This window comes from Psychrobacter sp. 1Y1, from assembly GCF_051847395.2.
Classification (GTDB): Bacteria; Pseudomonadota; Gammaproteobacteria; order Pseudomonadales; family Moraxellaceae; genus Psychrobacter.
The window spans coordinates 1,549,129-1,565,364 of record NZ_JBPYDF020000001.1; the positions used below are offsets into that span (position 1 = coordinate 1,549,129).

Genomic DNA, 16,236 nt, shown 5'->3' on the forward strand with positions numbered 1-16,236 from the left:
ACATGGCGACTGAATTCAAAAAAAATCATGCCCAGGTTTGTGAATCTTGGCGATTACTCGGCGCAGTGAATCGCGCAACGTATCTACAAGCAGCCATTCCAAAACTGGCATTGCTCACTGGTGATGCCAATAAAGCAAAGCGTTTATTCAACCATTTGTTGAGCGCTGCGCCTAGCTTGGATGAGATGCATCGTATGACAGGGGCAACAGGCGAGTCTAATGACTTGTATGTGACTGGTCGTGGTAAGACGATGGTCATCGGCGGCGAAACTGCTAGAGCCATGGCAGTATTAGGTCAGCTTATCGCGGCATTGTTGACAGGTAATGAAGTTATATTGCATTGCCCAAGCCAAGATGAGATGTGTAATGAAGCTGCTAAGATACTGCACGACACAGGTATCAGCGAAGATGTATTGAGTGTGGCTAACGATTCGCAAACTGTGACACTTTTATATATCGATCGTCTAGCACAAGTGGCTGTCTCTGGTAGCCGCAGCGAAGTGCAAGCCATCAGTCAAGAGCTTGCCAATACTGACGGTATTTTGACACAGGTTATTAGTGTCACTGATATGGAAGGCTTGTCAGAAATGCTAACGCCTGACTACCTACATCGTTTTGTCACTGAGCGAGTCAAGACTATCAATACCACAGCAATCGGTGGTAACGCGAGCTTGCTTGAGCTTGGTACAGAGTAGAATCACTGCATTAATTACGAATCCGCTTCGCTTTTATATCAACTTTCATAAAGGCTAAGCGGTATTTGGTAGCGCTATAACTACCAAACTAGTGATTGCATAAGATGTATAAGAAAAAACCGCTATCTGAGTCATTATCAGTTAGCGGTTTTTTTTGTTTGCGTTATTTAGCTGAAGATTGATTATGGGGCTGTAGTAGATAAGGATTAAATATCACACCATTTTCTCAAGGTTTTCAGCTGATTAGATGGTGAGCCATAGTTGAATCTAAACTCGCACTCTTTTAAAAACAAATGGAAGTTCTTCTTATTAATCCCATTATACTTTCTGAGTGTTCGTTTGGACTGATTCCAGAAGTTCTCAATGCCATTGATGTGATTGTTCTTACCGCAAATGAACTCTATAGAGTGATTGACTCTGAAATGTTTAAACTCGCTCACATCCAGTGCATTGTAACTTCGATAGCTATCCGTATAAACAAAGCTGTCAGGCTTGATTTTACGCTTAATAACAGGCATTAGGGTAGTCTGTTTGGTGTCTGCTACGACAATGGTATAAACCTTACCGTTTCGTTTTAGAATACCAAATACAGCGGTTTTACCAGCTGCCCCGCGACCTCTTTTGCCTTTGCGTACACCGCCAAAGTAACTTTCATCTAATTCGACCTCACCATCAAAAAGCTCATCAGCTTCTAATGAGAGATGGTAATCTATCACAAGTCTTATTTTATGATAAAAAAGTGCAGCAGTATTAGGCTGAATATCAAGCAAATCTGCGGCTGTTCTAGCAGTCACTTCAGCCGTAAAAAACTCTAACAGCCTTCGCTGTGCTTTTTTACTTAGTTTACAACGGGTTATCTTCATAAAAGTAGTCTAGCATAGTGCTTATCTACTACAGCCCCTTGATTATAGAATGTTATTCAGCAATATCAACCCATACCCAGCCGTTCTCTAGCCATTCGCTCAAATCATCTGCATCAACATCGGTGACGTCGCTATGTTGTAAGGCTTCACCATTGGCCAAGCGTACTAGTACTGCTATCGCCGATTTATCAAGCCCATCGATACGTTGACCATTAGCATACAGTACAGTGCCATCATCGGTCTGGCTATAGAGTAGGCGGTTGCTATAGTCCGCCTGCAATGTGGCCCCTTCTGATAGGGCCTGTATTAGCTCATCGGTATCTAACGTCTCTTCTGGCATCAGCGCATCATATTGGCGTTTACTAACTACTTCAGAAACTGCTTGGCGAATCATATCATCACCGCGATCAGATTGTAGCATCTCTAGCAATTGCGCCTTGATAGCGGCAATACTATCTGCTTGCAATTCACCTGACGCTTGTAGCGCTTGCGGTAGTAGCATCGGGATAAATAGCTTGCTGTCGTTAGTCGCAATATCGGCCACACTATCGATGATTTGCATCAGGTTTGGACGGCGGCAACCAAACGAGAAAGTCAAACAGTCATTTTGTGCTACACCGAAATGTGATAATTTCGGCGGTACATAAAGCACATCACCCGCTTCTAGTATCTCATCAAAAATAAGCTCGCCCATGTCGTCAAATAAACGAAGCGGCTCATCAGCAACAAATTCTGTCTGGTCATCACAGAATTTGCCTAACTGCCAACGTCTAGAGCCATAGCCTTGTGCCAAAAACACATCGTAGTCGTCATAATGCTTACCGACCGAACCACCTGCTGGCGCATAAGAGACCATGATGTCATCGCGCTGCCATTGCGGAATAAAGTCAAACGCTTGCCACAACTGACCAAGCTCTGGCGACCATTGCTCAAGATTCTGTACCAATACGGTCCATTGCTCTGGTAGGTTTTCAAAATCAGTCTCATTCAGTGGGCTTTTTTTAAGTTGCCACTGTGCCTGACCTTCTTTTTTACTGGCTGCTTGAGTCAGCAGTCTTGCGCTAGCATCTTCTTCAAGTGCAAGACCAATCATGTCATCTGGCTCAAACATATCAACTAGCTGCGGCAACCCTTGCTTAATAAGCAGTGGCTTCTTTTGCCAGTATTCAGTCAGGAATTGCTTAGGCGTGATAGAGTCGGGTAAACAAAGAGGAATAGAAGTCATTGATAAATCCATATTTTGGCGGTGTACAAGATTAATAATAAAGGATGCTTTATAGGAAGGTTTTAATAGTTTAAGATTGTCATCTATTTGATGTCTATTATTTTGGTGACGTTTATATAGTACATATAAGCAATAACGATTATCAAAATAATAGCTGTCAGCAGAGCACCCACTCAATCGTAGGAACGTTATGAAAAAGCTGCATTTTGTTGTCATCATCGCTAGCGTATTTTTGCTACAGGCCTGTGTCCATAAAATTGTCACAGTACCCGCAAAAATCGCTTATAAAACTACCAAAGGCGTGGTCAAAGGAACCGTTGCTGTGGGTAAAGCTATCATACCGGGCGACAGTGATGACGATGATGATAAAAAATAAAACCTTACTTATCGACTATGGGTTTTGAATCAAAAGCAATCGAATCAAAACCAGTCATAGTATTCAAAGTAAGGTTACTGTTTATTTAGACAATAGCTATCAAGATAGGAGCGAGTAAATAATACTAGGCGCTCCTACCTTTCTAGTCCGATCTTATTATCAGTATGCTCTTATTAGTTATTAAAGCTTGGCAATCCATTCTTTAATAGCGCGTGCTTGCTCAGCGGCATTACCGATATAAGTAGCAGGCGTCAATGCACGTAGGCGTTCTTTATCCGCATCACTAACTGCCGATAGCTCATCGCTTTCGACGAACGTTAGCATGGCTTCACGAGTCATGGCATTACCACGAGTCAAGGCTTTTAGTTTCTCATACGGGTTTTCAACACGGTAGCGACGCATGACCGTTTGAATCGGCTCTGCTAAAACTTCTTGTGCTTGATTCAAGTCATCATTTAAACGCTGTGCATTTAGCTCAAGTTTACCAACACCTTTTAGACAAGCATCAAACGCAATCATGCTCTGTGCTAGACCAACACCGATATTACGCAACACCGTTGAGTCCGATAGGTCACGCTGCATACGTGAAATTGGTAGCTTCTCACCCAAATGTGCCAGCATCGCATTGGCAACGCCTAAGTTACCTTCAGAGTTTTCAAAGTCAATTGGATTAACTTTATGCGGCATGGTAGAAGATCCAACTTCACCATCTTTAAGGCGCTGTTTAAAATAGCCTAAGCTAATATATTGCCAAATATCACGGTTGAAGTCGATCAAGATTGTATTGAAGCGTTTAACAGCATCAAACAACTCAGCGATATAATCGTGCGGCTCAATCTGAGTCGTATAAGGGTTAAACGTTAACTCTAGACGCTGATTGATAAACGCTTCAGCATGGCTCTGCCAGTCGACGTCAGGATACGCTGAAAAATGTGCATTATAATTACCGACTGCACCGTTGATTTTACCTAACAGCTCTACTTGATTGATTTGCTTGATTTGACGGGCTAGGCGATAGGCTACGTTTGCCATCTCTTTACCCAGTGTCGTTGGACTGGCTGTCTGACCATGTGTACGTGATAACATTGGCTGATCAGCGTGAGCAATAGATAAGTCAACGATGCTATCAGTCACTTGCTGCATTTTAGCAACGACAAGCTTGCGGCTATCTTTTAGCATCAATGCATACGATAGGTTATTGATATCTTCACTGGTACAGGCAAAGTGAATAAACTCAAGTGAATCAATCAAGGCATCCTGACCACGGAACTTGTCTTTGATAAAGTACTCAACCGCTTTTACATCATGATTGGTCGTCGCTTCGATGTCTTTGATAGCTTGAGCATCTGCTTCGCTAAAATCATCAACGATTGCATTCAAAAAAGCGTTGGTCTGGTCATCAAACGCTGCTAATTCACCAATTGCGCTGTTGTCAGCTAAAGACTGCAACCAGCGAATCTCTACCGTAACGCGAGCTTTGATTAGACCAAATTCAGATAAATAAGGACGTAAGCTGTCAGCCTTTGATGCGTAACGACCATCAATTGGAGAGAGAGCGGTAAGTGGGGTCATGATTATGCCTCAGTAGTTATGAAATAAAAAACTGCAAGAGTCTAGATAAAAAATTACCATATAATAAACGACGTCGAAATCGTTGCGCGTAATATAGCAGAAATATGATATTAAAAAAGCGGTCTATGCAAATAAAGCGATGTTGACCCTCGTTAAAATCAATCTATTTACTCCATCAACATCTATGCTTTAAGTTGGGTCTTAGGAATCAATTAAAATCCGCAAGGTGCATCGATAGATTCAATCACGCCGCCGCCTAGACATACTTCATCGATATAAAATACCGCTGATTGACCAGGGGTGACGGCACGCTGTGGCTCATCAAATACGACGCGCACTTCGCTGCCATCAGCATTGATCGCAAATACGCGACACGCTTGATCTGGCTGGCGATAGCGAGACTTTTCCATACAAGCTAGACCTTCGTCGCTAAACACATCTGCAGGCGGTAAACCATCGATCCAATCGAGCTTATAGGCTTTTAGCTCGTTGCTCATTAGCATGGGATGTTCATGCCCTTGACCAACGATTAAACGATTTTTCTCTAAGTCTTTTGCCAATACAAACCACGGTGCCTCTACACGGTCTTTAACGCCGCCAATGCCGATGCCGCCGCGTTGACCCAATGTGTAATACATGAGGCCATCATGAGTACCGATGACTTTATTATCATCAGTAAGTATCTCGCCTTTTTGGGCAGGCAAATATTGCTGTAAGAAGTCTTTAAAACGGCGTTCACCAATAAAGCAAATGCCCGTAGAGTCTTTCTTTTTAGCCGTCGCTAGGTCATGCTTTTCAGCAATCTGACGTACCACTGGCTTTTCAAGCTCACCAACTGGGAATAGCGTTTTGGCGATTTTGTCACCGCCAACCGCATGCAAGAAATAGCTTTGGTCTTTATTATTATCAAGACCGCGTAAGAGCTGTGCAACCTCATCACCTTCGGCATTGATATAGTTCACACTGCGGCGCGTATAGTGACCGGTCGCGATATAATCTGCACCAAGCGTCAACGCATAGTCCAAAAACGCCTTAAACTTAATTTCTTTATTGCACAAGATATCAGGGTTTGGGGTGCGTCCTGCTTTATATTCTGCCAAAAAGTGCTCGAATACGCGATCCCAATATTCCATAGCAAAGTTGGCCGTGTGCAGCTTCATGCCAATTTTGTCACATACGGCTTGCGCGTCTGCGAGGTCATCCATCGCTGTACAGTATTCGGTGCCGTCATCTTCTTCCCAGTTCTTCATAAACAGGCCTTCAACCTTGAAGCCTGCCTGCTGAAGTAATACGGCTGATACAGAAGAATCAACCCCACCTGACATACCGACGATCACATGCTTGGTGCTAGGATTTTCGACATCAGCAAGTGTTAAAGGGCGATGAGCATTAAAAGACTCAGAAACGGTTGTGCTTGAGGTATTTTGTATGGCTGACATAAAACGGCTCAACTATTTATACGTTATCCAAAGTACATGCCGACGCCAAGTATTATGTAATCACTACAATACGTAGTCTCAGCACAACAACGTCAGCTTGTCTTTTGGATCTGGTATTATGATAAAATAAACATCATATTATACCAGTTAATTGAAACTGGTGGCGACCGATGGTATCTGGCTACTAGTAAAACCACTTTGAAAATTCAGATAGTGGTTTTGAATTATTTTAATCACGTTTAATGCATCTTGGAATAATAATGATAAAAATTGGTCAAGGTATCGATGTTCATGCTTTTCATAATAATGGTCAGCAGCAACAATATGTCATTCTAGCGGGCGTGCCGATTGAGCATTCTCATAGTTTGCTCGCACACTCTGATGGGGATGTGGTCTTGCATGCATTGGCTGATGCGCTGCTGGGCGCACTTGCACTTGGCGATATTGGGCAGCATTTTCCTGATACCGATGCGGCACATGCTGGATTGGATTCAAGGATTTTGCTGCGTTATGTTTATAGTAAAGTGCAAGAGGCTGGTTATAGTCTAGGCAATGCTGATATTACGGTGATGTGTGAACGTCCAAAGCTGGCACCGCACAACAAAGCGATGCGCGCTAATATCGCGAGCGACTTGCAAACGGATATTAGCAATATCAGCGTGAAAGCCACCACGACTGAAAAATTGGGATTTACGGGTCGTCAAGAGGGCATCATGGCCAATGCCGTGGTATTATTAGTCCCTAATACTGTTGAACCTATATAGATCGAAATTCGTGCTTGTAATACAGCGGCAGTCGCCCCATGTATCAGCCACGTCTTTACACAATTATTTTTATATAAATGATCATTTTAATGAACCGCTTTATCAATAGGAGCTTTTATGAGTGAGCAAACCCCAAACACTGCTGCAAACGACGTTGAACAATTGATTCGCGATCAAATCCGTGACAATAAAGTCATTATCTACATGAAAGGCACACCGCAATTTCCGCAGTGTGGTTTTTCAGCGCGCTCTATCGAAGTGTTGACTCAGATTGGTCGTCCATTTGCGTTTGTAAACATTTTAGAAAACCCAGAAATCCGTGCAACGTTGCCAAAAATTGCGAACTGGCCAACGTTCCCACAATTATGGATTGATGGCGAGTTGATGGGCGGATCAGACATCATCTTGCAAATGTATCAATCAGGCGAGCTAAAGCCATTGGTTGAAGCAAACAGTCCTGCTGCTTAATACTTGAAAGTGTGAATTGGATGTCTTTAATGTCCAATTAGCCTTTGCAAGATACAAGCACAGCAAACCCAGATAGTCATTAATGGCTATTTGGGTTTTTTTATTGTCGCTATTAGTGTTGTTGGTAGCGTATCTATTCTTGTTCCTATTATTATTTCCACGCGCCTATGTCATTAGGTTTCGTTGTTTTTATAGGATTTACCCCCATATAGTTTCCAGGATGTCAGCGATATAAATAATAATTATCAGATGAGTAAGAGAGCTTTATGAATAACCAAACCAGCGAACAGTTAAACGAGCAAAGAGAAGCGGCTGAGCAGGCGGCGATTGAAAAGCGCCGTGAACGTTTGAAAAATGAATCGACACGCATTATTGAGATTGCCAACAATGAATCATACTCAGCACTTAAGTGTATTCATCAGCTTAGTGTGGCAGGTGGTGCAACTGAAGCGACATATGTGGCTATTGAGCAGCGTATCGTTGTAGACCAAGATCCTGCAGGTGCTTATCATTTGGCGTTGTTGGCTCAAAACACACCTGATTTGCCAATCGATGCTCGTCAGCTTATCGAGTTGGTAGTCAACAAGGGTGATAACCATCAGCGCTTGGCCTTGCTCAAAAACTTACCATTACCACCGGTTGAGCTTATCAAAGAGCAGATTTTGGCCAGTGATGATGGTGAGGCGATTGGTCAAATGAACGCCTATCTACAGATTAATCCAGAAGGGTATGGTAGCCATCATATGCTGTCTAGTGGTCAATCAGATCAGATCGTACCGCTTAGCCCTGGCAATAATAACTAAAATGATGATCAAAACAGTAACTAGGGCGTGTCTTCAATTCATCCGATAGTCATCTAAATGGGCTAAAAATGGCTAAATCTTGCCAAACATCGTCAAATAGCTGCTTAATATCCCGATATTATCTGCGCTATTTTTCTTGTTTGACGGCAATTTATCTCATTTTTACCACCATTTTTGAAATGAAAACACGCCCTAGTAAGGCAATAACTAGCAAGACAGTAACCAGAGTAGAGAACTTTTTGCTTAAATTTAATAGTTTTTGTTCTAACGTTTTTTAAGTATCAAAAAATTGTTATAATTATGGGTTATTCAGGGCGTGTCCTTAATCTGAACAAAAGCATCTGAATGGGCTAAAAATGGTTAAATATTGCCAAACTATGTCAAATAGCTGGTTAATATCCTGATATTATCTGCGCTATTTTTCTTGTTTGACTGCAATTTACCTCATTTTTATCACCATTTTCAAAATAAGAACACGCCCTAACCAATTATGAACGACTTATCTGAGTCGTTATCTTTTTTATAAATTCGACTGACGTTTATTTGCTGCCTGTTTTCTTATTTGAACATAGGATATGGCAATCAGCAGCGTTATGAGTCAAGTGAGGCACACATGCAATACCCAAAACATTACGACGTGATAGTGATCGGCGGTGGTCATGCTGGTACAGAAGCTGCACTAGCGGCTGCACGTATGGGCGCACAGACCTTATTGTTGACGCATAATATTGAGACGCTCGGGCAGATGAGTTGTAACCCTGCGATTGGTGGTATCGGTAAATCGCATCTAGTACGTGAGATTGATGCGCTAGGCGGTGCAATGGCGCTGGCAACGGACAAGGCTGGTATTCAGTTTCGCGTACTAAACAGCCGTAAAGGGGCTGCCGTTCGTGCCACGCGTGCGCAAGCAGACCGCATTTTGTATAAAGCGGCTATCCGTCATACGTTAGAAAATCAGCCAAACCTAGATATATTTCAACAAGCTGCTGATGATATCTTGGTCGAAAACGGCCGTGCGACGGCAGTCGTGACTTCTACAGGTATTATCTTTAAGACCGAAACAGTCGTATTGACCTCAGGGACTTTCTTAGGCGGCGTTATCCATATCGGTTTGGAGAACTCAAAGGGTGGCCGCGCAGGGGATCAGCCTTCTATCAAATTGGCAGATCGTTTACGTGAGCTTAAGCTGCCAGTTGGTCGTCTGAAGACAGGTACGCCGGCACGTATCGATGCGCGTAGTGTTGATTTCAGCGTGATGACTGTACAGCCGGGTGATACGCCGTTGCCAGTGATGAGCTATATGGGTGACGTCTCTATGCATCCTGAGCAGGTCAATTGTTATATAACCCATACCAATGCGCGTACTCATGACATCATTCGTGAAAACCTTGACCGTTCACCAATGTTCTCTGGCAAAATCGAAGGCATAGGCCCGCGTTATTGCCCATCTATCGAAGATAAAATTCATCGCTTTGCGGATAAAGACAGCCATCAGATTTTCATCGAGCCAGAAGGTCTGACCACGCATGAGCTATATCCGAATGGTATTTCGACCAGTTTGCCATTCGATGTACAATTAGACTTTATCCATAGTATGAAAGGCTTAGAAAATGCCCATATTACTCGTCCAGGTTATGCGATTGAGTATGATTATTTCGATCCACAAAACCTAAAGCCAACGCTAGAGACCAAGTCTATTGACCGTCTGTACTTTGCGGGTCAGATCAACGGTACGACAGGCTATGAAGAAGCGGGCGTACAAGGTTTACTTGCAGGGACCAATGCGGCATTGGTCACTACCAACAATAGCGAGTTTGACACGTGGACACCGCGCCGCGATGAAGCGTATCTTGGTGTGCTTGTCGATGACTTGATTACCCACGGTACTACCGAGCCGTATCGTATGTTTACGAGCCGCGCAGAGTATCGTCTATTGCTACGTGAAGACAATGCAGATCAACGTTTGACTGAGACTGGTCGTAAGCTAGGTCTGGTAGACGATGTACGCTGGCAAGCCTATCAAGAGAAAATGGAAGCTATCGCGACAGAAACTTCACGCCTAAAAGACATGTGGGCCACGCCTACCAACGCACTAGGTAAGCAAGTGACTGAGCAGACGGGTGAGGTGCTCTCCAAAGAATCGACTGCCTTTGATTTGCTAAAGCGTCCGCAAATACATTTTGCTGATATCGCCGCTATCACTGACTCAGCCGTTGATACGCAAGTGGGTGAGCAGATAGAGATTTCTGTCAAATATGCAGGCTATATCGATCGTCAGCAAGAAGATATCGATCAAATGAAGCGTTTAGAAAACACGGCGCTACCGTTAGATTTTGATTATAGTATCGTGTCAGGTCTATCAAATGAGATAGTACAGAAACTTACGCAAGTTCGTCCTGCGACGTTAGCTCAAGCGGGACGTGTTAGTGGTGTAACCCCTGCTGCTATTCAGTTGTTGGCGATGACGGTTAAAAAGCATAAAAAAGCAAAAGCTGCATTGGACTCATAACAGCTATGTAATAAAGCCTTTTATAATAAGGCACTTATAGTATAAGAAGCCCGTAACGATGTTTCGTTACGGGCTTTTGTTTATCAAAAAAATAGTCAGTTCTAAAAGAAAGTCACATGTAACCTTGTCCTACCTGCTACTTTGTCTCTATACTAGGTCAGTAAATTTTCTTAATACTTGTTAATTTTTCTCGCTGATGTCCATATATTGATGGGCTTGTCACCGAACTGAGTCTACTTATGATTGATGCTATTGTTTTTGCTATTACTATTGTCTTACCCAACCTTGCCTTAATGTGGTTGGGTTTTTTTATGCAAAGACGGGGTGAAGCAAGCCAAACTTTTATCGATCAGGCATCAAGTTTTGTCTTTAATTATTGCTTGCCGTGTTTATTGTTTTTTAGCGTGGTCGATAGCGACGTCGATTATGGTAAGCAAATTACGCTTATTCTTGTTGGTATCTTGGTGACGTTTATATTATTTATTGGCGCAGAGTTTTATGCCAAACGCTTCGTCAAGCGTCCTGAGGACCAAGGTGTGTTTGTACAAGGCGTATTCCGTAGCAACATGGCCATCATTGGCCTTGCAACCGTAGCCAACGCTTACGGCGCACAAGGATTAAGTATCGGTGCTGTCTATATGGGCGTAGTGACGATACTGTTTAATATCTTGGCGGTCATTACCTTGAGCCGCGTATCCAAAAGCGTGGATGACACATGGGTTAGTCGCGGCACGATGATTGTGAAAAAGTTACTGACCAATCCTTTGATTTTGGCATTGGTTGGGGCATTCGTCTATAAAGCACTACCATTACCGCCACTCACTGGTGTGATTCATACCACTGGTGATTTACTGGCAGCGGTGGCTCTGCCGTTAGCACTGATCTGTGCAGGTGCTAGTATTAACCTAAAGTCTATGTTGCATCCTTCGGGCTTATCTATGCAGGCGAGTATTGGGCGAATTGTCATTGCACCATTAATTGCTATCGCTGTTGGACTTGGCTTTGGATTATCAGGCGTGCATATGGGGGTGTTGTTTTTGATGGTCGCATCACCAACAGCTGCAGCCAGCTATGTCATGGCAAAAGCAATGGGTGGCAATGATGTACTCGCTGCCAATATACTTGCCTTTACTACCGTTGTCGGCATGTTTGGTATGGCGATTGGGGCAGCGTCGTTACGTGCCCTTGGATTGATGTAATGCAGATTTTATACTATTCTTAAATAAGTAAGTATTTTCGCTTTATCTAATTTTGATAGTCTTAAAAAAGCCCTCTTTTCAAATAAGAAAAGAGGGCTTTTGGTATTAATCTAGCGTTCGCTATTACGCTTGTCTTCACGGCGCTGCTTGCGCTTTGGACTAGTACGATAGGTTAAATAACCACCGATAGCCATAACTGCAAGAAAGGCGACGATATACATAAATATCGACGAGCCAATCATGAGCGATGCACCGATAATAGGAGTTGCTTCCATGTCAAAAATCCAGTTAAGGTTCATCAATAATTATGCAAGTGTCTCATTTCATTGTAAAGTAAATAAGTTTAGCTCCGGTGTAAGTTCAAGTGAACGAATACGGGCGGCTTGGTCGTAAATATTGGCCGTCACAATCAGCTCATCTGGCTGATAAGTTGCCAAAAACGCAGCGAGTCTTGGTTTGACCGTGTCGACAGAGCCAATGAATGATACTGACAATGCGTTATCTACCATCATTTTTTCTGCTTGACTCCAGATACTGTCCATATCGTGGGTAGGCTTAGGCATTTGACCTGTTTCGCCACGACGCAGACGTACAAAACTCTGCTGTGCTGAAGTAAAATGATACTCGGCGGTCGCATCATCATCAGCCAGCAATAAGTTTGCAGCTAGCATCACATAAGGCTTATCTAGATAGACAGACGGTTTAAACTGTTCACGGTAAGCCTCAATTGCTTGCCCAAGCATTTGCGGGGCGAAGTGAGAGGCAAACACATAAGGTAGTCCTAAATGTGCAGCCAAAGTCGCACCAAATAGAGAAGAGCCTAATATCCAAATCGGTATGCCTGATTTTGCGCCAGGGAATGCCTGTACAGGGCTGCCATCTGTATCATTACCTAAGAAATACATCAGCTCTTGCACATCTTGTGGAAAGCGTTCGGCATCTTTCATTTGTCGACGAAGTGCCTGAAACGTCGCACCATCAGTACCAGGTGCACGGCCTAGGCCTAGGTCCACACGGTCACCATATAATGCCTGCAAAGTACCAAACTGCTCAGCAATCACGAGAGGGGCATGGTTCGGTAGCATAACGCCGCCAGCACCAATACGGATACGGTCGGTTTTACTACCGATATGCGATAGTAGTACTGAGGTGGCTGCACTGGCGATGCCCGGCATATTATGATGCTCTGCCATCCAGTAGCGGTTTAAGCCTGATTTTTCTGCTTGCTGCGCGGTTTCCACTGTTTGGGCGATGCCTTCAGCGATGGTTTTGCCTTGAGGTACAGGCGCAAGATCTAAAAAAGATAAAGGGATTTTATTACTCATAAATGTTCCAGTAGTGTGTAAATTATTTTCTACTGATATGCTTATAGACAGTGGTAGTTTCAAGTGCCGCTAGTCACTGTTAATGAATCATAACAAAGTCAGTTGACTCTGTTTTTAATCTCGCTTAACAATTATTAAGGTGTATTTATAAAGGTTGTCGTTTGTCAAAATAAGCGATAAATAAACCATAAGTAAGGTAATAAAAGGATTTAGCAGCATTATACTATGGCATTAAAAAAAGCAGGCAACCTAAGTTACCTGCTTCTCTAATTATAAGATTATAATATAATGATAAATTAAATAATCGTTATCTTAAGAACCAAATGCAACATTATTTATCTTGGTCGCTAAGTTTGTAAGCTAAGACATAATCACCGATGGTTGTTCCAACTGAACCATGACCACCTGCGACCAATACGACCATTTGCTCACCTTTAGAGTTCAAGTAAGTCATTGGCGTGGCTTGACCACCTGCTGGAATACGGACATTCCATAGCACGTCGCCATTTTTTAAGTCATAAGCTCGGAAGTTGTTTTCTGTCGCCGCTGACAAGAATGCGACGCCGCCTTTAGTGATGATAGGTCCACCGATACCAGGTACGCCCAGTTCCAGTTTGATAGGAATAGGAGACAAGTCTTGTACCGTACCATTTTTGCGTTGATAAGCGATATCACCTGTGGCTAGGTCAGCACCAGCGATTGTGCCCCATGGTGGCTGCTGACAAGGTACGCCTAATGGTGACAAGAAGGGCCCCAATTCTACTGCATAATCTGCACCTTCATTGGCATTGACGCCTTGCTCGCCTTTATTGGTTTCTGCATCGCCCAACGTGTCTCTAGGAATGAGTTTTGAGGTAAATGCCAAGTAAGTCGGCATACCAAACATCACGCCATTCTCAGGATCGACAGCGATACCACCCCAGTTAAAGGTACCAAAGTTACCAGGATAGACTAAGCTACCATTGGTTGATGGCGGGGTGTAGCGACCATCATAGTTAAGCTTATTAAACTCAATACGGCACATCATTTGATCAACAAGACTGGCACCCCACATGTCTTTTTCAGTCAGTGGTTCAGGCTCAAAGCTCAAGCCAGAATAAGGCTGAGTTGGCGCTGCGTGCTCTCCCGCTATGAGATAGCCTTGCGGTGCAGGACGCTCCTTAATAGGTACAATAGGCTCACCTGTCGCACGATTCAAGACGTATACATCGCCTTGTTTGGTTGGTACAACCAGCGCGGGCTGTACACCGTCGGCCGTATCTAGATCAAGTAAGGTCGGTTGAGCAGGTGTATCCATGTCCCAAAGGTCATGATGGACAAACTGCTGAACCCAGCGTGCTTCACCAGTTTCGATATCTAGAGCGACAACAGACGTTGCATACTTTTCTTCAGCGGCATTTCGGTAGTTTCCTAGCTGATCCGGTGTGCGGTTGCCCATAGGGAAGTACGCTAATCCAAGCTCTTCATCGGCAGTAGCGACTGACCATGAATTTGGTGAGCTGGTCTTGTAAGTTTGAGTTGGATCATTGACATCAAAAGGCGCTGTATTATCAGGATCACCTGAGTCCCAGTTCCAAAGAAGCTCACCGGTATTGACATCATACGCACGGATTACACCAGAAGGCGAGTTGACATCATAGTTGTCATTGACAGCACCAGCTACGATAATGGTATCACCGGCGATGACTGGTGGTGACGTAGAATAATAGTAACCTGCTTGATTGAACGGCATGTTATGCATCAAGCCTAATGCACCATCATCACCAAAGTCTTGGCAGCGTTGCCCAGTATTTGGATCGAGTGCATATAGTTTCGCATCAGACGTTGGGATAAATATCTTGGCATCACATTGCTTAGATGCGTTTTCAAAGGTATTACCAGCAATTTTTTGTACTTGCACAGGACTGGTTGCTTGACCAGCATAATAAGATACGCCGCGACAGGTTTGGTGCTGGCGTTGTAAGTTTTCCTCTACTTGAGGATCAAACTTCCATAGCGTCTCACCAGAGTCGGCATCTAGCGCTAGTACCCAGTTGTGAGGGGTACATAGGTATAAGCCGTTACCGATTTTTAATGGCGTTGCCTGATAAGTGGTCTCGCCGACATCGTTAGGACCTTTGACATCACCTGTTTGGATTTGCCATGCCAGTTCTAAATCTTTGACGTTATCGGTATTGATTTTATCTAGAGGTGAGTAGCGCTGACCATAATCAGTACGACCATACGCGCTCCATTCGCCATCTGGCGTTTGCTGACCGTTTGATAACGGATCACCAAGGTTAGCTGACGTCTCATCTGAGCTGACGTTTTGCTCGTCATCATTTGCAGCAGTCAAATCAAGCTCACCGAGTTTGTCGGTGGCATTGTTGGCTAAACTACCAAAAGAGAGTAGTGCACCTACGGCCACGCTTACGAGCAGACCCCAATAGTACAGAGGGCTTTTCTTAACGTTGTTTGTAGCTGCAACATTTGCGGCTACGTGAGTTTTAGGCCCACGCATTTTGTTGGATACCCATGGCAGTAGCATGAGCAAACCAAATATAAGCGGGAAGCCAACTCGAGGTGCTAGCGCCCACCAATAGAACCCAGATTCCCAAAGCGCCCAAGCCATGGTTGCTACGATAAATAGTGCATATAACCCGTAAGCACTCCAGTGTTTTTTGAACAATAAAAAAGCTGTCGTTAGTATAATGACGCCAGCAATGAGGTAGTAAGGACTACCGCCTAAGGACAATAAATAAGCGCCGCCAATGAGTAGAGGGGCGGCAAAAATTGCCATAATGATCGCTACGAATTTTTCCATGAGCGGTATCACCTGTTTACAAAAGAGCAAGTTAATATGTATTGATATTTAGTCGCAAATCAATTTCATTCGACCAAATATCAATACAAGTGTGAATAATATATAAAAGAAACATTGAATAACGTTCTAGAATCTATTTTATCATCCACAGCTCAGTCTAGTAAGGGTGAGCAAGTCTGAGATACTTTATTTAAC

General features: G+C 43.6%; 14 protein-coding genes. 7 read left to right on the plus strand and 7 right to left on the minus strand.

From position 1 onward, the window contains the following. The first annotated feature begins 2 nt into the window (after positions 1-2). Entirely contained in the window at positions 3-695 is a 693-nt protein-coding gene (locus ACS8FA_RS20505; protein ID WP_101204808.1) for a 1-pyrroline-5-carboxylate dehydrogenase, read from the plus strand. A 206-nt stretch (positions 696-901) separates the two neighbouring features. Here the strand turns inward: ACS8FA_RS20505 and ACS8FA_RS20510 are convergent, their stop codons facing one another. After that, entirely contained in the window at positions 902-1,558 is a 657-nt protein-coding gene (locus ACS8FA_RS20510; protein WP_045455674.1) for an IS1595 family transposase, read from the minus strand. Between the two features lie 52 nt (positions 1,559-1,610). After that, entirely contained in the window at positions 1,611-2,783 is a 1,173-nt protein-coding gene (locus tag ACS8FA_RS20515) for a JmjC domain-containing protein (RefSeq protein ID WP_439267134.1), read from the minus strand. Positions 2,784-2,973: 190 nt separating this feature from the next. Between ACS8FA_RS20515 and ACS8FA_RS20520 the strand changes: the two genes are divergently transcribed. Next, positions 2,974-3,159 carry an NF038104 family lipoprotein gene (locus ACS8FA_RS20520; RefSeq protein WP_057759633.1) on the plus strand — a complete coding sequence of 62 codons (186 nt, stop codon included), beginning with the start codon at positions 2,974-2,976 and terminating at the stop codon, positions 3,157-3,159. A 180-nt stretch (positions 3,160-3,339) separates the two neighbouring features. On the opposite strand, the gene purB is transcribed toward ACS8FA_RS20520, so the two are convergent. Together purB and mnmA are read right to left on the minus strand one after the other, a co-directional pair. Then, positions 3,340-4,731, minus strand: coding sequence for an adenylosuccinate lyase (gene purB / locus ACS8FA_RS20525; protein WP_439267133.1), 1,392 nt, complete (start codon positions 4,729-4,731; stop codon positions 3,340-3,342). A gap of 212 nt (positions 4,732-4,943) precedes the next feature. Beyond that, on the minus strand, positions 4,944-6,056 hold the full coding sequence (mnmA, locus tag ACS8FA_RS20530) for a tRNA 2-thiouridine(34) synthase MnmA (RefSeq protein ID WP_439267140.1): 1,113 nt from the start codon (positions 6,054-6,056) through the stop codon (positions 4,944-4,946). Between the two features lie 374 nt (positions 6,057-6,430). On the opposite strand from mnmA, the gene ispF reads away from it, so the two are divergent. The 5 genes from ispF (at position 6,431) to ACS8FA_RS20555 (ending at position 11,913) form a co-directional block, all read left to right on the plus strand. Continuing rightward, entirely contained in the window at positions 6,431-6,934 is a 504-nt protein-coding gene (gene ispF / locus ACS8FA_RS20535) for a 2-C-methyl-D-erythritol 2,4-cyclodiphosphate synthase (protein ID WP_404692293.1), read from the plus strand. 117 nt (positions 6,935-7,051) lie between these two features. Continuing rightward, entirely contained in the window at positions 7,052-7,402 is a 351-nt protein-coding gene (gene grxD / locus ACS8FA_RS20540; protein ID WP_057759647.1) for a Grx4 family monothiol glutaredoxin, read from the plus strand. Positions 7,403-7,668: 266 nt separating this feature from the next. Next, positions 7,669-8,205, plus strand: coding sequence for a hypothetical protein (locus ACS8FA_RS20545; RefSeq protein WP_439267130.1), 537 nt, complete (start codon positions 7,669-7,671; stop codon positions 8,203-8,205). A 613-nt stretch (positions 8,206-8,818) separates the two neighbouring features. Next, positions 8,819-10,714 (plus strand): tRNA uridine-5-carboxymethylaminomethyl(34) synthesis enzyme MnmG, encoded by a 1,896-nt coding sequence (mnmG, locus tag ACS8FA_RS20550; RefSeq protein WP_439267128.1) that lies wholly within the window; start codon positions 8,819-8,821, stop codon positions 10,712-10,714. A gap of 239 nt (positions 10,715-10,953) precedes the next feature. Continuing rightward, positions 10,954-11,913 (plus strand): AEC family transporter, encoded by a 960-nt coding sequence (locus ACS8FA_RS20555; protein WP_290175859.1) that lies wholly within the window; start codon positions 10,954-10,956, stop codon positions 11,911-11,913. Positions 11,914-12,023: 110 nt separating this feature from the next. Here the strand turns inward: ACS8FA_RS20555 and ACS8FA_RS20560 are convergent, their stop codons facing one another. The 3 genes from ACS8FA_RS20560 to ACS8FA_RS20570 form a co-directional block, all read right to left on the minus strand. Further along, a complete protein-coding gene (locus ACS8FA_RS20560) occupies positions 12,024-12,188 on the minus strand; it encodes a hypothetical protein (RefSeq protein WP_156410686.1) in 165 nt (54 codons plus the stop codon). A 48-nt stretch (positions 12,189-12,236) separates the two neighbouring features. Next, a complete protein-coding gene (locus tag ACS8FA_RS20565) occupies positions 12,237-13,238 on the minus strand; it encodes an LLM class flavin-dependent oxidoreductase (RefSeq protein WP_102092171.1) in 1,002 nt (333 codons plus the stop codon). Positions 13,239-13,569: 331 nt separating this feature from the next. Next, the gene (locus ACS8FA_RS20570) at positions 13,570-16,041 is read right to left on the minus strand and encodes a membrane-bound PQQ-dependent dehydrogenase, glucose/quinate/shikimate family (RefSeq protein WP_439267125.1); all 2,472 of its coding nucleotides are present in this window, start codon (positions 16,039-16,041) and stop codon (positions 13,570-13,572) included. Positions 16,042-16,236 lie beyond the last annotated feature (195 nt).